Consider the following 21,921-nt stretch of genomic DNA (forward strand, 5'->3'; position numbering starts at 1 on the left):
TTTTTTAGCGTCAAAGGAAATAAGAAATGTCCCAACGTCAGAGCGGTACCGTCAAGTGGTTTAACGACGAGAAAGGTTTTGGTTTTATCACTCCAGAAAGCGGTCCGGATCTGTTCGTACACTTCCGCGCCATTCAGGGCAACGGCTTCAAAAGCCTGAAAGAAGGCCAGAAAGTGACCTTCATCGCTGTGCAAGGCCAGAAAGGCATGCAGGCTGACGAAGTACAAGCAGAAGCTTAATCGCCTGTAACGAAAAAGCCCCTGATGCTGACATCAGGGGCTTTTTTGTGCGCGCAATTCCGTAAAATGGCTTCTTTTTTCAGTCGAGAGCCTGTCATGTCGAAACATCTGCTAAGCCCACAAGGCGATTTTCCCGCCGTCGGCCTGGGTCGTCGCCTGGCAGCGATGTTCTATGATTTTCTACTCTGCGTCGCCCTGCTGATCGTCACGGGAGGCATCTACAAGCTGATCCAGATGCAGATCATCGGCGAAGCACGGATGCGCACCCTGACCGAGTCCGGCGCTCTGGACGGCGATCCGCTGTACTCCACGATCCTGCTGTTCGTCCTGTTCGGCTTCTTCGCCAAATTCTGGACCCATACCGGACAGACCCTGGGCATGCAGGTCTGGGGCATCCGCGTACAGAACGCCGACGGCAGCCGCATCAGCCTGTGGCAGGCACTGCTGCGCTTCATGGTGTCTATCGCATCCTGGCTGTGCGCCGGCCTGGGCTTCTTCTGGGTGCTGGTGGACAAGCAGAAACGCAGTTGGCACGACATTTATTCCAACACCCAACTGGTGCGCATTCCCAAGCAGAAGAAGTAATACGCCACAGACAAAAACGCCCCGACAGATCGGGGCGTTTTTTTATGGCTGGGATAAACCGATCAGGCGTTGCCTGCAAGCCGCATGCGCGCAGCCTGGGTGAAGTCCAGCATGCGCTTGAGAGGACGAAGCGCATTGGGAATCAACGCGGGATCAACATTGATCTCATTGCTGCCATCCTGCAGGCACTGCAGCGTGCGCTCCAGGGTGTTCATCGCCATCCACGGGCAATGGGCGCAACTGCGGCACGCCGCACCGTTACCAGCCGTAGGTGCTTCGATAAACACCTTGTCCGGGCACAGCTGCTGCATCTTGTAGAAGATCCCACGGTCGGTAGCGACGATGAAGGTCTTGTTCGGCAGACGCTGCGCAGCGGCGATCAGTTGACTGGTGGAGCCTACCGCGTCAGCCAGGTCGATCACCGAGCTGGGGGACTCCGGATGCACCAGGATCGCTGCGTCCGGATACAACGCCTTCATGTCTTCCAACTGCTTGGACTTGAACTCTTCATGAACGATGCAGGCACCGTCCCAAAGCAGCATGTCGGCACCGGTCTGGCGCTGGATATAGGTACCCAGATGCTTGTCCGGACCCCAGATGATCTTCTCGCCGTTGTCCATCAGGCTTTCAACGATTTCCAGGGCGCAGCTAGAGGTCACCACCCAATCGGCACGAGCCTTGACCGCCGCAGAAGTGTTGGCATACACCACCACGGTACGCTCGGGGTGCTGATCGCAGAAGGCCGAGAATTCATCCACCGGGCAGCCCAGGTCGAGGGAGCAGGTGGCTTCCAGCGTCGGCATCAGCACGCGCTTTTCTGGATTGAGAATCTTCGCCGTCTCGCCCATGAAGCGCACACCCGCCACCACCACAGTCTTGGCCGGATGGGCATTGCCAAAGCGGGCCATTTCCAGGGAGTCGGACACACAACCACCGGTTTCTTCGGCCAGGGCCTGAATCACCGGATCACAGTAGAAATGCGCAACCAGTACCGCGTCTTGAGCCTTGAGCTCAGCGGCGATGGCGGCACGAAAATGAGCCTCTTGCGCAGCGCTCAAAGGTTTGGGCTGCTTGGCGTCGAGGTGAGCTTGAACCAGAAGGCGTTCGGAAATTTGCGTCATGTTCGCAAGACCTGCAGGCGCTTGGGCGCGAAAGTCGAGTATACCACCGGCTCCGGACCACTTAAGGCCCCGCCGGGAGAGTGAGTTCATCAGGCACGGACAACATTGGAGCCGCGCAAGGCTACAGAATATCCCCGCCATTCAAAAGTTTATTCTGCCCCACACTGCGACCTACCCCTCCTGCAGCACCTCCACCGATGCAAAAGCCACCGATACGCATAGCCCACTCCTCGCTTGCTCGTCGGTGTAATCGAGCCACACTCGGGCAGCGTGTCGATCCGCGATGGCCTTGACGATGGACAAGCCAAGCCCGGAGCCCACCTTCTCAGTGCCCAGGCAGCGATGGAAGGGATCAAATACCCGCTCCCGCTCGGCCTGCGCGATACCCGGCCCTGAATCACTGACCCTCAACAAAACCTTGCCTTGCACCCGGGCCACCGACAGATCCACCCTGCCGCCCTGCGGCGTATAGCGAATGGCATTGTCCACTAGGTTCTTCACCAGGGTCAGCAGGTCCTCCTCAGAGATCAACACCTGTTCGTCCTCACCGCCCTCCACGCCGATATCGATCGCTTTGTCTTCTGCCAGGGGCAACAAGTCCTCCAGCACCTGGCGATACACACCATGCACCGAAACCCGTGAAATACGCGCGCTGGTGCCGGACTGCACAGACGCCAGCCTGAGCAATTGGTCGATCAGTTTTCTGCCCCGCTCAATACCTCGCCGCAACAACCGCAGACGCTCTTGGGCAACGCTCGACATTTCAGCAGATGCCAGGCGCTCGGCTTGCAGGGACAGGGCTGCCATCGGCGATCGCAACTCGTGGGCAGCATCGGCCACAAAACGTCGCTGCGCCGTCATGGACTGAGTAACTCGCGCCAGCAGACGATTGATTGCCAATACAAAAGGCCGGACCTCGGTCGGCAGGTGTCGCTCGTCGATCGGGTGCAGTTCCTGCTCGTCACGCAGATCGATCTCTGCGGCCAATACTGCGATGGGACGAAACAGCTTGCGCACCAGATCAGCGAGTACCAGCAATAGCACGGGAAACAGGATCAAAAACGGCAACAGGCCACGCCAGGCACTCTCGCGCGCGTCCTTGTCGCGGGCACCGGTTTCCTGGGCCACGGCGATGCGCTCACCGCGGTTTGTGGTCTTGACCAGTACGCGAAACGGCTCACCCCCGACCATCAAGGTCGACAGGCCATCGACCAGGCTGGTTGGCAATGGCAGCGGCGTATCGGCATCGCTGTCTGTCGCAGCCTTGGCGCCGTCGGCAAGGTACTGAATGACCACCCTGGACTCTTCATTGTCGTCGGCAACGACCTGGTCAGGCGCAGGGTAGCCCAGGGTCATCTGCTGACGCTCGAACAAGGCGGCCACCTGGCGCAGGGTATTGTCCTGCATCTCCAGGGCCTCATCGAAGGCCGAGACATAGGCAAAGACGCCAGCGAGAAGGGCGACGATCAGCACCGCCGCCGACAAGGCAATGGACAGCCTGAGCTGGACCGACTCGCTCAGACGCTTTTTGAAACCATCCATCCCATTCCCCTGACGTTCTTGATCACCTGGCTTCCCAGCTTGCGGCGCAAGGCGTGGATCAGAAACTCCACGGCATTGCTCTCCACTTCATCTCCCCAACCGTAGATACGATCCTCGAGCTCACTGCGCGAGAGAATCGCTCCGGGCCGGATCAACAAGGTTTGCAACAGGGTGAACTCTCGGTTGGACAGCTGCACATCAGACTGCCCCGCAGTGCTCGCTCGTTTCGATACCGGGTCCAGCGAAACCACGCCATTACTCAGCAACGGTGTTGCACTCCCGGTTTTACGGCGCATGACTGCGCGCATGCGCGCTAACAACTCGGCCATTGCAAAAGGTTTCAACAGGTAGTCATCTGCTCCACCGTCAAGACCGCGCAGGCGATCATCGAGACTGTCACGCGCGGTGATGATCAACAGGGGCACCGGGTTGTTGCCCTTGCGTATGCTGTCGAGCACCTGAAGCCCGTCCTTGCCAGGCAGCCCGAGGTCCAGCAATACCTGGTCATAGTGCTGGCTGTCCAAGGCAGCCAAGGCGGTCAAACCATTGGTGACCCAATCAGCGGCGTACCCCGCATCCTTGAGCGCACCCTGTATCGCCTCGCCAATCATGACGTCGTCTTCCACCAGCAAAATCCGCATCGTGCCTCCGCAATGAAGCAGGCCCAGCACTCGCCAGAGGAGTACCGGGCCCGGATCAAGTCAACTCCAAGGGTAATCACTCAGCCCGTCATCTGCCGAGAAAAAACCAATGGCTCGGATCAGGTGTCATTTTTTGCCCTGCAGTGAATTGAAGGTTGCCAGCAGATCATCCATTGCCGCCTTGCACTGGGCCAATTGCGGGGTGCTGGCACGCAAGGCGTCGAGTGCACGATCGATGCCCTTATCGAGCAAATGCCAGTCGGCTGCGGCGCGGGGCTTCAATCCAGCTTCGGCGGAGTCCCAGGCAACTTCCAGGTCCTTGATATGGCTTTTCGCTCCCGCCAGGTCCTGCTTGTCCACCAGCGCAGCGACCTCACTGGCAATGCCCTGGAACTCGGACAGGTTGCCCAACTTGGATGCCGCTGGCTGAGAGATCTCGGACGCGGCCAGCGCTCCAGTCTTGGCCCCTTCGTCAGGTTTTGAACAGCCCGCTGCCAGTCCCAGTAGAACAATGACGGAAAGAGTCGCGGCGTTGCGAGTAACAACGTGAATAAAGGCCATGATGAGTCCCTGAATAAGAGTCGAATAATCAGTAGGTAAGGCGCTGGCGATTGCCGACGCTAATCTGCGCGCCGATCACCAGCAAGAGAATGACGCAGAGGAAGATTGCGCTGGTCCAGGTCGCACCCAAGCCCAGGCCACCATAGGTTTTGGCTTGGGTCAGCAGATCGCCCAACGCCGCGCCAAAGGGCCGCGTGAGAATGTAGGCGACCCAGAAGGTCAGTACCGCATTGCCCCCCAGACGCCAGATAGCCAAGGTCACGGCGATCAACACCGCAAAGATTCCCGCCCCCAGGGTAAAGCCGAGCCCCAGGGCTTCGGTGGCCAGGTCTCCGGCAGCAGTACCCAGGGCAAAGGTACAAAGCACGGTCGCCCAGTAAAACAGTTCGCGGCGCGGAGTGACGATCTGACGGATCGACAGGTTGCGCTCAATCGCATACCAGACGGCAAAGTTGATCGCCAACAACCCTGCAAACACTGCCGTACTGACATACAGGCTGATGCCCAACTTATCCGTGAGCACATCGGTGATCTGCGTGCCGACAATGCTCACCAGCACCACGCTCAACCAATAGATCCAAGGTGTATAGGCGCGGGAACGAAGCTGGCCGAACAGCGCCAACGCCAACAGCAGGGCCATACCGATACTGGTCACCGCCTGCCCCAGCCCAGCATCGACAGCCAGATAGTCGGCACAGGTTTCGCCCACGGTGGTGGACATGATCTTGATGATCCAGAAGGACAGCGTCACCTCCGGAACCTTATTCAGCCAATCGTTCTTGCTCAGCGGCTTCATTGGGTGCCTCTCCATAACGGCGCATGTATTGGCGCGAGGGAGAGGCTACGAGAGAAAACTTAGCTGGAACTGAGCAAGCCTTGAAGCCGCCGTATCAACTCGCTACGTGCGCAGCGTCGACGCCGCGGGATCGAGGGGCCGCCAGGTACACCAGGTCGATGGACTTTCGACTCTTGGACGGGCGAAATCAAAGGCTACTTGCTGTACTGGAAGCAAATCCGTCGCAGCCCCCCCTTTCTTCACGACCAAAGTCACATAAAGGCCGAGCAAACGAATCAATGCAGGGCTCTGGGCTGCTGTAAAGGCCAGAGAGTGTTCAGGTGCGGCTCATAGCACCTGCCCCTCAGAAACTATCCACGGCCACTCTCAAGGCGCATCCACCCATTCACTGACGAGATCGTGCGGACATGGCCGTCGATTGATCGAGCACAATCGCCACGATGGATATTGTTCAAAGGAGAGGCCACGGCACAGCGAAGCAATGAGCCAGTCAGCGGGCTGAACCCTTGATGTAAAGGGCTCGGCAATAGAGTCGACACTGCCTGTAGGAGATGATGCCGTCACTCGCTTGCGGAGCGATGCAGGCACCTTTCGGAGGACAAAAAAAAACCCGGAAATCCTCACTTTCGTGGGCCTTCCGGATTTTCTAAACCGCCAAATATGGTGGGTCGTGTGGGATTCGAACCTACGACCAATTGGTTAAAAGCCAACTGCTCTACCAACTGAGCTAACGACCCGCTGTGTGGTGGCGCGTATAATACTGATTTCTAACGGTAATTCAACACCCTAAGTGAAAAAAATCAAAAATAAAGTGTTGGGTCGCTAATACCAGCCGCGCCAAAGCCTTCTGCACGCAAGCGGCAGCTGTCGCATTTACTGCATGCACGCCCCTTGTCGTCCGCCTGATAGCAAGAAACCGTCAGCCCGTAATCGACTCCCAGATGTACACCGGCCTTGATGATCTCGGCCTTGCTAAGGTTCTGCAATGGCGCCTGGATACGAAAGCCCTGCCCTTCGACGCCAGCCTTGGTCGCCAGATTGGCCATGCGCTCAAAGGCCTCTACAAATTCGGGACGGCAATCCGGATAACCGGAGTAATCCACGGCATTGACACCAATGAAGATGTCCCGCGCTTCAAGGACTTCTGCCCAGCCTAGGGCCAGGGACAGGAATACCGTGTTGCGCGCAGGCACATAAGTGACAGGGATGCCTTCACCCGGCGTTTCCGGAACATCGATGGAGCTGTCGGTCAGCGCGGAGCCGCCAATGCCGTTGAGGTTGAGACCGATGACCTTGTGCTCGACCACTCCCAGGTCCCGGGCCACGCGCTCAGCTGCATGCAGCTCTGCACGATGACGCTGGCCGTAATCGAAGCTCATGGTGTAGCAGCTATAGCCTTCAGCGCGGGCCATGGCCACGACGGTGGCCGAGTCCAGGCCGCCGGACAGCAAAATCACTGCGCGCTTTCCAGTGGAAACTTGGGTCTGTGCTTGTTCAGTCATTTCAGCGCCCCGGCTCATCATTCCAAAGGTATTTATGCAATTGCAGTTGCAGGCGCACCGGCAAGTTGTCAGCAACGATCCAGTCGGCCAGATCCCGCGCATTCAGGTCATGGTGGCTCGGCGAGAACAGCACTTCACCGGCACGCCGCTCAAGGCCGTACTGGATCAGCTTGGACACCGCCCAGTCATAGTCCTCGCGAGAGCAGATGACAAACTTCACCTGATCGTTGGCGGTCAGCAGTTGGATGTTTTCGTAGCGATTGCGCTGAACCTCCTCGGAACCTGGAGTCTTCAGGTCGAGAATCCGACTGACTCGCGGGTCTACCGCCGAGATGTCCAGGGCGCCACTGGTTTCCAGCGAAACCTCATAACCGGCATCGCACAGTTGCTTGAGCAAAGGAATGGCATTGGGTTGCGCCAGCGGCTCACCGCCGGTGACACAGACATAGCGCGGACGGAAACCGGCAACCTGCTCCAGCAGGCTGTCGAGGGTACGCTGGGTACCACCGCTGAAGGCGTAGGCACTGTCGCAGTACTGACAACGCAGCGGACAACCAGTCAGGCGCACAAAAACCGTGGGCAGCCCGGCAGTCCGAGTTTCACCCTGCAACGAGTAGAAAACTTCGGTAATTCTCAATGTGTCTTGCATAATCGCCACGGGCGTAACAGCTAAACAGGCTGTCCGCCTCCGTCAGGCACTTCAAGAAACCCCGCAATCGCGCAGATCCCAGGAAGCGTGTTTCAGAAAAAGGGCATGGATTCTAACGAAAAAACCCGCGACAAGCGCGGGTTTCTTGTAACAGCTACCTGCGCGCTTACATGCGCTGCAGATCCCGTTGTGCCAGTTGAGCAGCTGAAGTCCCCGGATACTGGGCAACCACCTGCTGCAGAATGCCCTTGACCCGGTCGGCGTGACCCAGGCGGCGCTCTACGTCAGCCAGCTTGTACAGCGAATCCGGCACTTTGGCGTGCTTGGGATACAGCTGGGAAACCTTGGCGAAAGCCTGACCTGCACCTTGCAGATCACCCTTGGCCAGGTTCACTTCACCCAACCAGTACTGGGCATTGCCGGCGTACTGGCTGTTGGGATACTTGCGCAGGAATGCCGAGAAGGCCTGGCTGGCCTTGTCAAAATCCTTGGCTTTGATCAGGTCGAAGGCAGCATCGTAATAAAGCTTTTCCTTGGCCGGATCAGCGGGTTCGCTGCTGGCGGCAGGCGCTTGAGCAGCAGCCCCGGCTGCGGCACCGGCGGCATTCATGTTGCCACCGGCAGAAGAATTCTCAGGAGTCGCGGCAGGTGCTGCACCGCTTCCTATGCGTCGATCAAGATCCTGGTAACGCTCCAGGCTTTCTTGCTTCATCCGCGCTACATCATTTTGCAGAACTTCGATCACACCCTGTTGGCGTGCAATCTGTTCCTGCATTTGCTGCAGTTGCTGGAACAGCTCGCCCTGTGCCGAGACAGGGGTCGAAACCCCTCCCCCGGCATAGGCGCCGTTCGTGCCATAACCCGCTGGCGGATAACTGCTCCCGCTATTGTTATAGCCAGAGTTGTTATCAACCACAGGAACCGCAGACCACGCCGCAAGCGGCGTGAGACTGAGAGCCAAAATAGTTACAGCACGACGGCACGTTCGCATGACGAATTACTTACGCAGTTCGACGCGACGGTTTTGAGCCCAGGACTGCTCGTCGTGGCCAGTAGCAACTGGACGCTCTTTACCGTAGGAAACCAGCTCCAGCTGAGCTGGGGAAACGCCTTGCAGAACCAGGTAGCGTTGAACGGCTTTCGCACGACGCTCGCCCAGTGCCATGTTGTACTCACGAGTACCACGTTCGTCGGTGTTGCCTTCCAGAACAACGCGAGCGCCGTTTGCTTTCAGGTCTTTGGCGTGAACATCCAGAGCGCGCATGGCTTCTGGCTTCAGGTCCGAGCTGTCGTATTCGAAGTAGAAGGTGGTGATTGCGCGCAGAGCAGCTTCTTCGCTCAGGGAGCCATCAACAGCACCAGTGTTAGCGCCGTAACCAGCGTTTGGATCAACAGCGCCTTCACCGGCGTTGTCGCCACCTTTGGAGGAGCAACCTACAGCTACAGCCATGGCCAGAGCCAGCGCAGCAAACTTACCAAACTTCAACATTTCCATCGTGAAACTCCTAATGAACCCCAGTGTGTTAAGTGAAACATTGTAGCGCCGCGTCAGTTCAGGTAAGGGGACCAGGACGGTTCTCTGACTTCGCCTTGAGCGGTAGGAAGCGGGAGCCTCACACGTCCATTAATGGACACGAGCATCAAGACTCCCCGGCCCTGCTGGCGGGTGGCGTAGATTACCATGGTGCCGTTGGGCGCAACAGTAGCTGACTCATCAAGGTTGGTGTCTGTGAGGATTTTTACGCTACCGCGCTGCAAATCCTGAGCCGCCACCCGGAAGTTGGTGAAGCCATCCTGGCGGTGGATCATCACCAGGGTCTTTTCGTCAGCAGAAAGTTTCGGGTTGGCGTTGTAGTTACCAATAAAGGTCACACGCTCAGCGCCACCGCCGTTGACATTGCTTTTATAGACTTGTGGCTTGCCGCCCCGGTCGGAGGTGAAGTAGATGGTGGAACCATCCTTGCCCCAGAACGGCTCGGTATTGATGCCAGGACCACTGGTGACACGACTCAACTGGCGCGAGGCCATGTTCATCACGTAGATATCCGGGTTGCCATCCTTGGACAGCACGAACGCCAGGCGACTGCCATCGGGCGACCAGGCTGGCGCACCATTGAGGCCTTCGAAGTTGGTGATCTGCTCACGACGCCCGGTATCAATGTGCTGAACGAAGATGCGCGGACGCTTCTGCTCGAACGACACATAGGCAATGCGCTTGCCATCGGGTGCGAAACGCGGCGACAGGATAGGTTCGCGGGACTGCAACAGCGTCACTGCACGAGCGCCGTCATAGTCGGAGCGTTGCAAAGTGTAACGCGTGTTGTTCACCGAGAAGCGCTCGGCCGTCACGTACAACAGGCGCGTCGAGAAAGCCCCCTTGATGCCGGTGAGCTTTTCAAAGGACTGGTCGGAAATGTAGTGCGACATGTCCCGCAATTGATCGACGCTGCCCGAGACGCTGCCGGTCAGCACTTGCTGCTCGGTAGCGACGTTGAACAGGGTGTACTGCACCTGCAGGCGACCGCCAGCGGGAACAATGTTGCCGACCATCACGTACTGGGCGCCCAAGGCTTTCCAGTCGCGGAAAATGACTTCACTGGCCTGGGTCGGCAAGCTGATCATGTTCTGCTTAGGAATAGGCGAGTAATAGCCCGAGTTGCGCAGGTCATCACCGATGATCTGTGCCATGTCGTCCGGCAGCACGCTGCCACCCTGCCAACCGAACGGTACTACCGCGATAGGCGTTGCCCGGTCAGTGCCACTGGTGACCAGAATGTTCTTTTCATCCGCTGCCGCTATCCCTGCCATACAGCAAATAACGACAAGCATTCCTCGAAGAAGGTTTCTCACAAGGCTAGATCCTCAGGTGTGAATGTCATCTTGAATGAACGATAGGGAGCAAAATCCTTCGGACTCAACCCCTGCATTTCTGTCAAACGCCCAATGTTCTTGACTGCCGCCACCGCCGAAGCGTCGAACGGCCCATCACCACTGGACTTGATCACGCTGACCGTGGTCACCGTGCCATCAGGCAACATGCCGATTCGCAGCTCCACCGTCATGCCCTTGCGCGCCGAAGGAGGACGAGCCCAGCCTTCCGCCGCACGAATACGAATCAGGTCATCGAAACTGCCCGCGACACTGTCACCCACCTCATCCGACTTCGTGGCCTCACGCTCCGGCTTATCGGAAAGCAAATCGGCCAAGGCCTGGGCCTTTTTCTCTTCGGCAGATTTACGCGCTGCTTCCTGGGCCTTTTTCTTCGCGGCGTCGGCGGCAGCTTTCTTCTTCGCGTCCTCGGCGACCTTTTTCTTCGCTTCGTCAGCTTCAGATTTCTTCTTCGCGTCTTCCGCAGCTTTTTTCTTCGCGTCTTCGACGACTTTCTTCTTCGCTTCTTCAGCGGCCTTTTTCTTGGCCTCTTCTTCCACGGCTTTCTTGGCTTCTTCTTCAGACTTCTTCTTGGCTATATCAGCCAATTGTTTCTCTTCAGCCTTTTTTGCTTCCGCGGTTTTCTTGGCTTCATCAGCCTTCTTGGCCTCGTCGGCTTTCTTGGCCTCATCGGCCTTTTTAGCTTCGTCGGCTTTTTGAGCGGCCTCTTCTTTCTTTTGTTCCGCAGCCTTGATCTCTTCCTGCTCGACCTTCTTCTGTTCCAACTGCTCAGCTTCGGTCTGGCGCGCGGCGGATTTCTTCGCCTCACCCGCAATCTTGTGATTGGTCTGGGTAGTGGCCGGACTCTTCGACTTCAGCTGATACAGGGTCGCCTGGACGATCGGCTTGGCCGGCGGCAACTCCGGGGTCATGGCAAAGCTGACAAACAGCATGCCAAACACCAGCACGTGCAGGGCAACCGCCCAGACACTAGGCCAGAAGTAGCTTTCCGAGGCGGACGGCTCTCGCTGTTGGTGCATCAGGGCGCCTCGGTAATCAAGCCAACGTTACCGACTCCGGCTTTCTGCAGCCCCCCCATGGCACCCATCACGGAGCCATAGTCGACGGTTTTATCACCGCGAATGAACACCTGGGTGCGTTTGCCGCCTTCATTGCCGGCACGGATGATCTTGGTCACCGCGTCCGTCATCTGCGGCAAGGTCATCGCCTTGTCCTGTTGCTTCTCGGTGTCGACTTCACTGCCAAGGTTCCAGTAATAGGTCTTGTCAGACTTGATCGAGATAGTCAGCACCTGGGTGTTGTTGTCCTGGGGCAAGGCTTCGCTGGAAACCTTGGGCAGGTCAACTTTCACGCCCTGGTTGAGCATCGGCGCGGTCACCATGAAGATAACCAGCAGTACCAACATCACGTCGATGTAGGGCACCACGTTCATCTCGGCAACCGGCTTGCGTTTGTGGCGAACTCGGGCCATTGGATTTACCTGCTCACTCTTCGCTGGTGTGCACTTTGCGGTGCAGGATCGCCTGGAACTCGTCGGCGAAGGTGTAGTAACGGCTGATCAGGGTCTCGCCACGAGCGGCGAAGCGGTTGTAGGCGATCACCGCCGGGATGGCCGCGAACAGGCCGATGGCCGTGGCGATCAGGGCTTCGGCGATACCCGGGGCCACAGTGGCCAAGGTCGCTTGCTGGGCCTGGGCCAAGCCACGGAAGGAGTTCATGATCCCCCATACAGTACCGAACAGGCCGATGTACGGGCTTACCGAACCTACGGTGGCGAGGAAGGGCAGGCTCTGCTCGAGCTTCTCTTCTTCACGGGAAATGGCTACGCGCATCGCACGGGCCACACCTTCCATGACCGCTTCCGGATCAACCCCCGGTTGCTGGCGCAGGCGGGAGAATTCCTTGAAACCGGCACGAAAGATCTGCTCGACGCCGGAATCCGGGTCTGGGTTGCTACCCGCCTGACGGTAGAGTTTGGACAGGTCGATACCGGACCAGAAGCGCTCCTCGAAGCTCTCCAGGGCACGTCGACCGGCGCGCAGCAGGTTGCTGCGCTGAAAGATCATGATCCATGAAGTCACCGATGCGGCAACCAGGATCAGCATTACCAACTGCACTACAACGCTGGCATTGCTGACCAGGCTCCACATGGAGGAATGGTCGACGACGTTAGCTTCCACGCTTTATCTCCTGCTCTGAGTGTGTACCCGCGCTGCTCTCGTCGGCAAAGGCCGTACGCAGAGCATCTGGAATAGCGCGGGGTTTGAAATTGTCGGCGCGCACACAAGCCACCAAAAACTGCCCTTCACAGAGCAGCACATTGTCCGTGGAACGCCTGACCTGCTGAGTGAAGCGCAGGCTGACCCGGTTCAATTCGGTGACCTGGGCACTGACCAGAAGCTCATCGTCCAGTCGCGCCGGCGCGTGGTAACGCGCTTCGCTGGAATGCACGACAAATAACAGGTTCTCCCCTGCCAGCTGCGATTGGGCAAAGCCCAAGTGTCGTAGCCGCTCGGTTCGAGCCCGCTCCATAAACTTAAGGTAATTAACGTAATACACGATGCCGCCGGCATCGGTGTCCTCGTAATAAACGCGACAACGATGTGCGAACGACCCAAGCCCGTTTTGCGCGCGCATACTCTAGTGCTTACTCCTCGGGTTGCCAATCCGGCCAGGCAACTGTTTTTTCATTCTTGAACGACTTTTGCTGAAGTTTTAACGATGCCAGCCCCTAGGACAGCACAAACCCCAAATAAATCGACAAAAAGCGGGTTATTAATCGTCCACGGCATCGAGGAATTCGTCTACCACAGGCATGTCCCCCATTCGTGACGGAATGTTTAAACCGAAGTGCAGGTAAGCATGCCGGGTCACCACCCGGCCACGCGGGGTACGCATGATGTAGCCCTGCTGGATCAGGTACGGCTCCAACACATCCTCGATGGTATGGCGTTCTTCACTGATCGCCGCTGCCAGGCTGTCGACGCCCACTGGCCCACCGTCGAATTTCTCGATCATGGTCAGCAACAGACGTCGGTCCTGGTGATCGAAGCCACGCTCATCGACGTCCAGCAGGTTCAAGGCCAGGTCGGCGATCGGCTTGGTGATGTGTCCCTTGGCCCGCACTTCGGCAAAGTCGCGTACCCGGCGCAACAGACGGTTGGCAATCCGCGGCGTGCCCCTTGCACGGCGAGCCACCTCGAAGGCGCCTTCCGGATCCAGGGGCAAGCCGAGAATGCTCGCAGAACGACTGACAATGGTCGCCAGGTCCGCAGTGCTATAGAACTCCAACCGCTGCACGATACCGAACCGGTCCCGCAGCGGGTTGGTCAACATCCCCGCACGGGTCGTCGCCCCAACCAGGGTAAACGGCGGCAGGTCCAGCTTGATCGAGCGCGCCGCTGGGCCCTCGCCGATCATGATGTCGAGCTGGAAATCTTCCATGGCCGGGTACAGCACTTCTTCAACGATCGGCGACAGTCGATGGATCTCGTCGATGAACAGCACATCATGCGGCTCGAGGTTGGTCAGCAGCGCCGCCAAATCGCCAGGGCGCTCCAGCACAGGGCCGGATGTACTCTTGATCGATACGCCCATTTCCTCGGCGATGATGTTGGCCAAGGTGGTCTTGCCCAATCCGGGAGGGCCGAAGATCAGGGTGTGGTCCAGGGACTCATTGCGCCCACGGGCCGCCTGGATGAACAGCTCCATCTGCTCGCGCACGCTGGGCTGGCCAATGTAGTCGGCCAGGCTGACCGGACGAATCGCCCGGTCCTGGACTTCTTCGCGCTCACGGGGTCCCGTGGCGGCGATCAGACGGTCAGCTTCAATCACTTAAATCATTCCCTTCAGCGCTCGGCGGATCATGTCTTCACTGCTCAAGCCTTTGTCTTTGATCGCGGACACCGCCTTGCTGGCTTCCTGCGGCTTGTAGCCCAGAGAGATCAACGCACTGACTGCATCCGACTCGGCGCTGGCGACCGGCATCGGCGCGTCCGGCTGGTTTGGCACCAGGGCGAACATGCTCGGTACCGCTTCCCAGGCCTTGAAGCGGTCCTTGAGTTCCACCAGCAGACGCTCGGCGGTCTTCTTGCCAACCCCAGGTACCTTGGTCAGGGCCGAGGTGTCCTGGGCTTGCACGCAACGCACCAGCTCATCCACCTCAAGACTGGACATCAGCGCCAGGGCCAATTTCGGACCAACACCATTGAGACGGATCAACTCGCGAAAAAAGTCTCGCTCACGCTTGCTGGCAAAGCCGTAGAGTAACTGCGCGTCCTCGCGGACAACCAGATGGGTGTGCAAGGTCAGGGGTTCGCCGACCGACGGCAGGCGATAAAGGGTGGTCATGGGCACTTCGACTTCGTACCCCAGCCCGTTTACATCAAGAATCAGGTGCGGCGGCTGTTTCTCAGCCAGAGTGCCGCGCAAGCGTCCAATCACGTTTCAAATCCTTAGACGATGGCCAGTACGGGACTGGCGGCTCACTGAGCAAGCGTCCGGGCCGGCAACACAGGCGCGCAACGCTCCACTCCTAAAAATGACTGCGCTGATGCTATCAGAGACGCAGGCGACCGCCACGACTGCGTGCCGTTCCCAGCCCATGGGGCAACAAGCTGGAGCGGGTATGAGCGTGACAGATGGCAATAGCCAGGGCGTCCGAGGCGTCGATCTGCGGCTTGCTGGTCAACTTGAGCAAATGCATGACCATCATCTGCACCTGCTCCTTATTTGCGGCACCGGTCCCGGCCACGGCCTGCTTGACCTGGGTAGCGGTGTACTCGGCAATCTCCAGGCCCTCCTCGGCACCCGCAACGATAGCCGCACCCCGCGCCTGCCCAAGCTTCAAGGCCGAGTCGGCATTACGTGCCATGAACACCTTCTCGATGCCCATGGTCACCGGACCGTAGGTCTGAATTACCTCGCGGACCCCGCGATAGACGATCTGCAACCGCTCCGGCAACTCGCCGGCACCGGTACGAATACAACCGGAGGCCACATACACGCAGCCGCGTCCGGTATCTCGAACCACGCCATAACCGGTGATGCGCGAACCGGGGTCGATGCCAAGAATAAGAGTCATAACGCCTGCTGCTTGAATGAAGAGGCCTGTCGGCCATGAGCGGAACAGCGAAAAAGCAGAAGCCGGAAGCACTCTGCCGCACAATAATCGCGGCGTTGTACATCCGGCTTCAAGGGCAGTGCAATTGAATCAGCCGAGTTGCTCGGCAACCGACTCCGGAATGTCCGCGTTGGAGTAGACGTTCTGTACGTCATCCAGATCTTCCAGCATGTCGATCAGCTTGAGGACCTTCTCGGCACCTTCCAGGTCCAGCTCGGCACTGGTGGTCGGCAGCATGACGATTTCCGCGTCATCGGCCTTGAACCCCGCCGCTTCCAGGGCATTACGCACGGCATAGAAACCGGCGAACGAGGTGAAGACGTCAATCGAACCGTCGTCGTTGCTCACCACGTCATCGGCGTCCGCTTCCATCGCGGCTTCGATCAGCGAATCTTCGTCGATACCCGGCGCGAAGGAAATCTGCCCCTTGCGCTCGAACAGGTAGGCCACCGAACCATCGGTGCCCAGGTTGCCACCACACTTGCTAAACGCATGCCGCACGGCCGCCGCAGTGCGGTTACGGTTATCGGTCATGCATTCGACCATCACCGCCACGCCGCCCGGACCATAACCTTCGTAGGTCAGCTCGACCATGTCATCGGTATCGGCTGCACCAGCGCCCCGGGCCACCGCACGATCGATAATGTCCCGGCTCATGTTGGCGCTCAGCGCCTTGTCCAACGCCAGACGCAGGCGCGGGTTGGAACCAGGATCACCGCCACCCTGACGGGCAGCGACGGTCAGTTCACGAATCCACTTGGTGAAAATCTTGCCTTTCTTGGCATCCTGACGCTCTTTGCGGTGCTTGATGTTCGCCCACTTGGAATGACCTGCCATAAATTGCTCCAAAATTTTCTTTGAAACATTGCCCGCGTCGCCTTTGCGGCATGCGAGCAACAAAAACTCGACCCCATAGAAAAAGCGCACCCGAAGGTGCGCCTTATCGGGCCGGCTTATTCAGCCTTAGGCTGTTCGCGCAGGCGGATGTGCAGCTCGCGCAGAGCCTTGGCATCCACCAGACCCGGCGCCTGAGTCATGACACAGGCTGCGCTCTGGGTTTTCGGGAAAGCGATCACTTCGCGGATCGACTGGGCGCCGGTCATCAGCATCACCAGGCGATCCAGACCGAAGGCCAAACCACCGTGTGGCGGCGCGCCATACTTGAGGGCGTCGAGCAGGAAGCCGAATTTCTCTTCCTGTTCCTCTTCGCTGATACCCAACAGGCGGAATACCGCTTGCTGCATTTCCTTGCGATGGATACGGATCGAACCGCCACCCAACTCGGTGCCGTTGAGCACCATGTCGTAGGCACGGGACAATGCGGTGGCCGGGTTGGCCTCCAGCTCTTGTGGCGAGCACTTCGGCGCGGTGAACGGGTGGTGCAGCGCGCTGAAGCTACCGTCGTCGTTCTCTTCGAACATCGGGAAGTCGACGACCCACATAGGCGCCCACTCGCAGGTCAGCAGGCTCAGGTCATGACCGAGCTTGATGCGCAGCGCGCCCAAAGCTTCGCTGACGATCTTGGCCTTGTCGGCGCCGAAGAACACGATGTCGCCATCAACCGCACCAACGCGATCGAGGATCACGTTCAGGTTGGCCTCTGGGATATTCTTGACGATCGGCGACTGCAGGCCTTCAACGCCCTTGGCGCGCTCGTTGACCTTGATGTACGCCAGGCCCTTGGCACCGTAGATACCGACAAACTTGGTGTAGTCGTCGATCTGCTTGCGCGGCATGCTCGCCCCGCCTGGCACGCGCAAGGCGGCGATACGGCATTTTGGATCATTGGCCGGACCACTGAAGACCTTGAAGTCCACTTCCTTGAGCTGATCGGCAACGTCCACCAGTTCCAGCGGGTTGCGCAGGTCCGGCTTGTCGGAGCCGTAGCGGCGCATGGCTTCTTCAAAGGTCATGTGCGGGAATTCGCCGAACTCCAGATCCAGCACTTCCTTGAACAGGTTGCGGATCATGCCTTCGGTCAGGCCCATGATGTCTTTTTCATCGAGGAAGCTGGTTTCGATGTCGATCTGAGTGAACTCAGGCTGACGGTCGGCACGCAGGTCTTCGTCGCGGAAGCACTTGGCGATCTGGTAGTAGCGGTCGAAGCCGGCCACCATCAGCAACTGCTTGAACAGCTGCGGCGATTGCGGCAAGGCAAAGAAGCTGCCCGCGTGGGTACGGCTCGGCACCAGGTAGTCGCGGGCACCTTCAGGGGTGGCGCGGGTCAGGATCGGCGTTTCCACGTCGAGGAAGCCGTTCTCGTCCAGGTAGCGACGGATGCTGGTGGTCATGCGCGAGCGCAGACGCAGTTTCTCGGCCATTTCCGGACGGCGCAGGTCAATGAAGCGATAGCGCAGACGGGTTTCTTCACCCACGTCGGAGTATTCGTTGAGCGGGAATGGCGGGGTTTCCGCTTCGTTCAGCACTTCCAGCTCATAGCCCAGGACTTCGATCATGCCCGAAGCCATGTTGGCATTGCCGGCGCCGGCCGGACGCAGGCGCACCTTACCGGTGACCTTGACCACGTATTCGCTGCGCACGCGGTCGGCGGCGGCGAAGGTTTCAGCACGGTCCGGGTCGAACACTACCTGGGCCAGACCTTCACGATCACGGATATCGAGGAAAATCACCCCGCCGTGGTCACGGCGACGGTGGACCCATCCGCAAAGGGTTACTTCCTGACCTTCCAGGCTTTCGTTCAGTTGGCCGCAATAATGGCTGCGCATCATGGTAGTGGTTTCACTTCTCGTAATTCAAAATTCGATGGAGGCCTTGCGCACCTCTCAAGGTGCCGGATAGTGCAAGAACTCGCGCGTGTCGTTCAACTTAGTCAGCTTTGTCGCCACCGGCCAGGTTCTTCTTGGAGCCGGTCTTGAAGTCGGTTTCATACCAGCCGGTGCCACTGAGGCGGAAACCGGGCATGGACAGCATCTTTTTCAGTTCAGGTGCCTGGCAGGCAGGGCAATCGACCAGCGGCGCGGCGCTGATCTTTTGAATGGCTTCCAACTGATGACCACAGGAAGCGCATTGGTAGTCGTACATGGGCATGGGGGCGTCTCGGCAATCCAGATTACTGCTTGAATTACAGCCAGAGCCCACGCCAAAGCTCGGGCTACGTAGCAAAGAGCGGGATTATATCCATTAAATCGGCCCTGTGCAGCCGTATGACCCTATTAGCGGGAGTTGCTGATTGTCGGACAGGTGCCAGCGATTCGATCAGTGCCGGACTCAAGTCTGGAGGAGCAGCGACCTTATAGAGGGGACGAATGACGCAGCGAGGCGCCATTCGTAATAGCGGACTTAACGATTTTCCAGCAACGAGCGCAGCATCCATGCGGTTTTCTCATGCACTTGCATGCGCTGGGTCAGCAGATCTGCCGTCGGTTCGTCGCTGACCTTGTCCAGCAACGGGAAGATGCCACGCGCGGTCCGAGTCACCGCTTCCTGACCGCTGACCAGTTGCTTGATCATTTCTTCAGCCGCCGGCACCCCTTCCTCCTCCTTGATCGAGGACAGCCGAGCATAAATGGAATAGGCACCCGGAGCCGGGAAACCCAAGGCGCGAATACGCTCGGCAATCAGATCGACCGCCAGGGCCAGTTCGTTGTACTGCTCTTCAAACATCAGATGCAGGGTGCGAAATTGCGGGCCAGTGACGTTCCAATGGAAGTTATGGGTTTTCAGGTACAACACGTAGGTGTCCGAAAGCAGACGGGAAAGACCGTCGACAATGGATTTACGATCTTCTTCACTGATACCGATATCAATTGCCATGTTTCTCTCCGTTAACGGGATGGATTCACACAATCAGCTGCCGGACCACTCTAGCAAGAGTACTGCTCCCCCGCCGCCACGGATCGTCAATCAGCCTGCGGTGGATTGCCCCGTGGACCGGGCAAGATTTTTTCGCCCTGAGCTCAAGAAATATCCGACAACAGGGAAAAATCGACGTTCCCCGAAAAATCCACAGCCACCCGTCTAGAACAAGCCTTTTTGCCCGATTGTCCGAATTCACGACATCCCCCCTGGCGTTCCAGCCATCACACCGGGCACCGCTGCTGATTTGAGAAGGCCTGGGCTTTACTGTTAAATAGAGCCCGTGTCGCTGTTGCCTATTTCTTCGGCCAGCGCGCATAGGCTGACACCGCGTACGTACCTGCCGCCTCACCTATTTATTCAGAAGCGAACCGTGCGTGATCAGCTCTTCCTTGTGCTTGCTTCTTAACGTGAGTTAATCAAAATGTTGAAAATCGTCCACCTACTGACAGGCGTCGCAGCTCTGCTGCTGTCCTTGCTTCCGAGTCTAAGATCTGACGCAGTTCCCTACCTGCAACAACCCGATGCTCTTTACCTGGCCCTGTTCGGCCTGCTCAACCTGATCCTGGCTCCAGCGATCCCTTACTGGAACCGAGGCCCTCGTCATCACCTACAAAATCTCGTCAGCGCTCTGCTGGTATTGGTTGTCGTACTGCAAACCCTCACCCTGCTGGCCCCCATGCCAGTGATCGGTGGTCAACCCGCAGTTCTGGTCAGCCTGTTGACTGCACTGATTGCAGTGGCCCTGCATCTAGCCGTCAGCTTTTACAAGTCATCGCCTGCGGCATCCTCTGCGCCGTCTTACGACATGAGCAACCGCGATACCGGCACTGTGAAGTGGTTCAACACCTCCAAGGGGTTCGGCTTTATTTCCCGGGATTCTGGCGATGATATTTTTGTGCACTTTCGCGCCATTCGCGGAGAAGGTCATCGCGTTCTGGTCGAAGGCCAGCGTGTGGAGTTCTCGGTGATGAACCGCGACAAGGGCCTGCAAGCTGAAGACGTGATTGCTGCACTACCGCGTCGCTGATCCATGCCCACAAAAAACCGCGCCTAGGCGCGGTTTTTTTTTGCTCTGGCAACTCAGTACCTAGCGCCCCTCAGTAATGAGGCGGCGGCGCTTCCTCTTCAAAAGAGTCGAACTGCCCGACCATTTCTTCCTGACGCTTGAGCAGCGCAGCCATCTGCAACTGCAGGCGCTCCAGCACTTTCTGCTGCGCCACCAGCACGTCGTTCAAAGTCTGAATAGTGTCATCCTGGAACGCCAGTCGGCTTTCCAGGTCGGTTACACGATCTTCCAGGCTCATGACTCAACCCTCCAAAAACTGGAAATCATCAGCCAATACTACCCGCAGCCGGTCACGGATCTGCGCAACCTGCTCAGCACTGTAAGGCTTGGCCGGGTGCTTGCCCCACACCGGAGCCGGCCATGCGGCATCGTCGCGTTTACGCACGATTACATGCATGTGCAGTTGACTCACCACATTGCCCAGGGTCGCCACATTCAACTTATCGGCATCAAAGGAGTCCTTGAGCACCTCTGCCAGTGCGGTGGTTTCCTGCCACAACTGAAGCTGATCGGTGACATCCAGTTGAAACAACTCGCTGATATCCTCGCGACGCGGCACCAGGATGAACCAGGGATAGTTGGCGTCATTGGACAGCAGCAACCGACAAAGGGGGAAATCCCCGATCGGCAGTGTGTCTTGTTGCAGCCGTGAATCTAAAGTGAACACCGCGTTTACTCCCGCTCAGCTCATTCCAACCTGGCGTCCAGTATGACTGACACGCACCAGGCAACAGACGCGCAGCATACCTGTGAACGCCTCGCGCTTCATGACCAATGAACCCATGCGCCTCCACTCAAGCCCCGGCAAGGAGCCGACTTCAATGCAAGCAATGCGCCCCACTGCAGAACACTTTCCCGCGCGCCGCACCATTTGCGCACAGAGCAGCCAGAACGTTCGGAAGGTGACCCACCTGACCAGTAACGCTGCTGATCTTTCTCGCACATGACTGCATGAACTTTGCGCAGAGTTACCAAAGTTTTGCAGCAACCCCGTACAGACGGTCTACGCTCAGTACCCCAAGCATCCGCCGTTTACTCACTTTGCGGTGTGTCGCGGTAACGTTTTGCCTGACTGTGCAACTTATTGCACAGCCCTGCACTATGAAGACTGCCGCGTCAAGCCAAACAAAAGGACGTCTGAGAGAGCGGTTTTATGCGGTTTTTACAGGGTCACATGCGGGTTTGAAGAAAAGTTACCGAGCAGACTCAGTTTGTGCACGCTTGTTGCATTCAACCTGACATCGTCTGCATTGGCTCATCGGAAGTGAGGCCCTGCAGACTCATAATAATAGTGGCAGGGTTGCCCCGCAGTACTTTGAAAGTTTTGGCATGAGGGCTTAATTTCCTCCTCAAAAGCGCTCGAAGCACACTGTTAAAGTTGTCAGTCTG

General features: G+C 58.1%; 26 protein-coding genes and 1 tRNA gene. 3 read left to right on the forward strand and 24 right to left on the reverse strand.

The window, feature by feature from the left end; genetic code table 11:
• Nucleotides 1-26 precede the first annotated feature (26 nt).
• Entirely contained in the window at nt 27-239 is a 213-nt protein-coding gene (locus GV819_RS11180; protein ID WP_007977299.1) for a cold-shock protein, read from the forward strand.
• Nucleotides 240-335: 96 nt separating this feature from the next.
• A complete protein-coding gene (locus tag GV819_RS11185; protein ID WP_161756131.1) occupies nt 336-824 on the forward strand; it encodes an RDD family protein in 489 nt (162 codons plus the stop codon).
• Nucleotides 825-886: 62 nt separating this feature from the next.
• Here GV819_RS11185 and nadA read toward each other — a convergent pair whose 3' ends face one another.
• From nadA to GV819_RS11295, 22 genes are all read right to left on the reverse strand, one after another.
• The gene (gene nadA / locus GV819_RS11190; protein WP_161756132.1) at nt 887-1,945 is read right to left on the reverse strand and encodes a quinolinate synthase NadA; all 1,059 of its coding nucleotides are present in this window, start codon (nt 1,943-1,945) and stop codon (nt 887-889) included.
• Between the two features lie 171 nt (nt 1,946-2,116).
• Nucleotides 2,117-3,487 (reverse strand): ATP-binding protein, encoded by a 1,371-nt coding sequence (locus GV819_RS11195; RefSeq protein WP_161756133.1) that lies wholly within the window; start codon nt 3,485-3,487, stop codon nt 2,117-2,119.
• Nucleotides 3,463-4,128, reverse strand: coding sequence for a response regulator (locus GV819_RS11200; protein ID WP_161756134.1), 666 nt, complete (start codon nt 4,126-4,128; stop codon nt 3,463-3,465). The genes GV819_RS11195 and GV819_RS11200 overlap by 25 nt, the downstream gene beginning before the upstream one ends.
• Nucleotides 4,129-4,254: 126 nt before the next feature.
• Nucleotides 4,255-4,689 (reverse strand): hypothetical protein, encoded by a 435-nt coding sequence (locus GV819_RS11205; protein ID WP_161756135.1) that lies wholly within the window; start codon nt 4,687-4,689, stop codon nt 4,255-4,257.
• Nucleotides 4,690-4,717: 28 nt separating this feature from the next.
• Nucleotides 4,718-5,485 (reverse strand): COG4705 family protein, encoded by a 768-nt coding sequence (locus tag GV819_RS11210; protein ID WP_161756136.1) that lies wholly within the window; start codon nt 5,483-5,485, stop codon nt 4,718-4,720.
• Nucleotides 5,486-6,146: 661 nt separating this feature from the next.
• Nucleotides 6,147-6,222 (reverse strand) — tRNA-Lys (locus GV819_RS11215).
• A gap of 63 nt (nt 6,223-6,285) precedes the next feature.
• Nucleotides 6,286-6,987 carry a 7-cyano-7-deazaguanine synthase QueC gene (gene queC / locus GV819_RS11220; RefSeq protein WP_161756137.1) on the reverse strand — a complete coding sequence of 234 codons (702 nt, stop codon included), beginning with the start codon at nt 6,985-6,987 and terminating at the stop codon, nt 6,286-6,288.
• A 1-nt stretch (nt 6,988) separates the two neighbouring features.
• Nucleotides 6,989-7,636, reverse strand: coding sequence for a 7-carboxy-7-deazaguanine synthase QueE (gene queE / locus GV819_RS11225; RefSeq protein ID WP_161756138.1), 648 nt, complete (start codon nt 7,634-7,636; stop codon nt 6,989-6,991).
• A 166-nt stretch (nt 7,637-7,802) separates the two neighbouring features.
• Nucleotides 7,803-8,627 carry a tol-pal system protein YbgF gene (gene ybgF, locus GV819_RS11230; RefSeq protein ID WP_161756139.1) on the reverse strand — a complete coding sequence of 275 codons (825 nt, stop codon included), beginning with the start codon at nt 8,625-8,627 and terminating at the stop codon, nt 7,803-7,805.
• 6 nt (nt 8,628-8,633) lie between these two features.
• Nucleotides 8,634-9,131 carry a peptidoglycan-associated lipoprotein Pal gene (pal, locus tag GV819_RS11235; RefSeq protein WP_003227510.1) on the reverse strand — a complete coding sequence of 166 codons (498 nt, stop codon included), beginning with the start codon at nt 9,129-9,131 and terminating at the stop codon, nt 8,634-8,636.
• A 53-nt stretch (nt 9,132-9,184) separates the two neighbouring features.
• Nucleotides 9,185-10,465, reverse strand: coding sequence for a Tol-Pal system beta propeller repeat protein TolB (gene tolB / locus GV819_RS11240; protein ID WP_178124822.1), 1,281 nt, complete (start codon nt 10,463-10,465; stop codon nt 9,185-9,187).
• Between the two features lie 17 nt (nt 10,466-10,482).
• Nucleotides 10,483-11,544, reverse strand: coding sequence for a cell envelope integrity protein TolA (gene tolA / locus GV819_RS11245; protein WP_161756141.1), 1,062 nt, complete (start codon nt 11,542-11,544; stop codon nt 10,483-10,485).
• Nucleotides 11,544-11,996: a protein TolR gene (gene tolR, locus GV819_RS11250; protein WP_161756142.1), complete on the reverse strand. Its 453-nt coding sequence runs from the start codon at nt 11,994-11,996 to the stop codon at nt 11,544-11,546. The genes tolA and tolR overlap by 1 nt, the downstream gene beginning before the upstream one ends.
• Before the next feature lie 13 nt (nt 11,997-12,009).
• Nucleotides 12,010-12,705, reverse strand: a complete 696-nt coding sequence (tolQ, locus tag GV819_RS11255; protein ID WP_161756143.1) for a protein TolQ — start codon at nt 12,703-12,705, stop codon at nt 12,010-12,012.
• On the reverse strand, nt 12,695-13,162 hold the full coding sequence (ybgC, locus tag GV819_RS11260; RefSeq protein ID WP_161756144.1) for a tol-pal system-associated acyl-CoA thioesterase: 468 nt from the start codon (nt 13,160-13,162) through the stop codon (nt 12,695-12,697). Before ybgC ends, tolQ begins: the two co-directional genes overlap by 11 nt.
• 138 nt (nt 13,163-13,300) lie before the next feature.
• On the reverse strand, nt 13,301-14,359 hold the full coding sequence (ruvB, locus tag GV819_RS11265) for a Holliday junction branch migration DNA helicase RuvB (RefSeq protein WP_161756145.1): 1,059 nt from the start codon (nt 14,357-14,359) through the stop codon (nt 13,301-13,303).
• The gene (gene ruvA / locus GV819_RS11270; protein ID WP_161756146.1) at nt 14,360-14,968 is read right to left on the reverse strand and encodes a Holliday junction branch migration protein RuvA; all 609 of its coding nucleotides are present in this window, start codon (nt 14,966-14,968) and stop codon (nt 14,360-14,362) included. It abuts the gene before it with no gap.
• Between the two features lie 115 nt (nt 14,969-15,083).
• Entirely contained in the window at nt 15,084-15,608 is a 525-nt protein-coding gene (gene ruvC, locus GV819_RS11275) for a crossover junction endodeoxyribonuclease RuvC (protein WP_161756147.1), read from the reverse strand.
• Nucleotides 15,609-15,737: 129 nt separating this feature from the next.
• Nucleotides 15,738-16,484 (reverse strand): YebC/PmpR family DNA-binding transcriptional regulator, encoded by a 747-nt coding sequence (locus GV819_RS11280; RefSeq protein ID WP_161756148.1) that lies wholly within the window; start codon nt 16,482-16,484, stop codon nt 15,738-15,740.
• 116 nt (nt 16,485-16,600) lie between these two features.
• Complete coding sequence (aspS, locus tag GV819_RS11285; protein ID WP_161756149.1) at nt 16,601-18,376, reverse strand: aspartate--tRNA ligase; 1,776 nt, start codon at nt 18,374-18,376, stop codon at nt 16,601-16,603.
• A gap of 97 nt (nt 18,377-18,473) precedes the next feature.
• Nucleotides 18,474-18,695 carry an FmdB family zinc ribbon protein gene (locus GV819_RS11290; RefSeq protein WP_010457489.1) on the reverse strand — a complete coding sequence of 74 codons (222 nt, stop codon included), beginning with the start codon at nt 18,693-18,695 and terminating at the stop codon, nt 18,474-18,476.
• Nucleotides 18,696-18,947: 252 nt separating this feature from the next.
• Nucleotides 18,948-19,421 (reverse strand): Dps family protein, encoded by a 474-nt coding sequence (locus GV819_RS11295; RefSeq protein WP_161756150.1) that lies wholly within the window; start codon nt 19,419-19,421, stop codon nt 18,948-18,950.
• A 466-nt stretch (nt 19,422-19,887) separates the two neighbouring features.
• Here GV819_RS11295 and GV819_RS33465 point away from each other — a divergent pair, with 466 nt between their 5' ends.
• Entirely contained in the window at nt 19,888-20,493 is a 606-nt protein-coding gene (locus GV819_RS33465) for a cold-shock protein (RefSeq protein WP_161756151.1), read from the forward strand.
• A gap of 70 nt (nt 20,494-20,563) precedes the next feature.
• Here GV819_RS33465 and GV819_RS11305 read toward each other — a convergent pair whose 3' ends face one another.
• Together GV819_RS11305 and GV819_RS11310 are read right to left on the reverse strand one after the other, a co-directional pair.
• A complete protein-coding gene (locus tag GV819_RS11305) occupies nt 20,564-20,770 on the reverse strand; it encodes a SlyX family protein (RefSeq protein WP_161756152.1) in 207 nt (68 codons plus the stop codon).
• 3 nt (nt 20,771-20,773) lie between these two features.
• Nucleotides 20,774-21,199, reverse strand: a complete 426-nt coding sequence (locus GV819_RS11310) for an HIT domain-containing protein (protein WP_161756153.1) — start codon at nt 21,197-21,199, stop codon at nt 20,774-20,776.
• Nucleotides 21,200-21,921: the final 722 nt, after the last annotated feature.

This window comes from Pseudomonas sp. Fl5BN2 (genome assembly GCF_009908205.1).
Taxonomy (GTDB): Bacteria; Pseudomonadota; Gammaproteobacteria; order Pseudomonadales; family Pseudomonadaceae; genus Aquipseudomonas.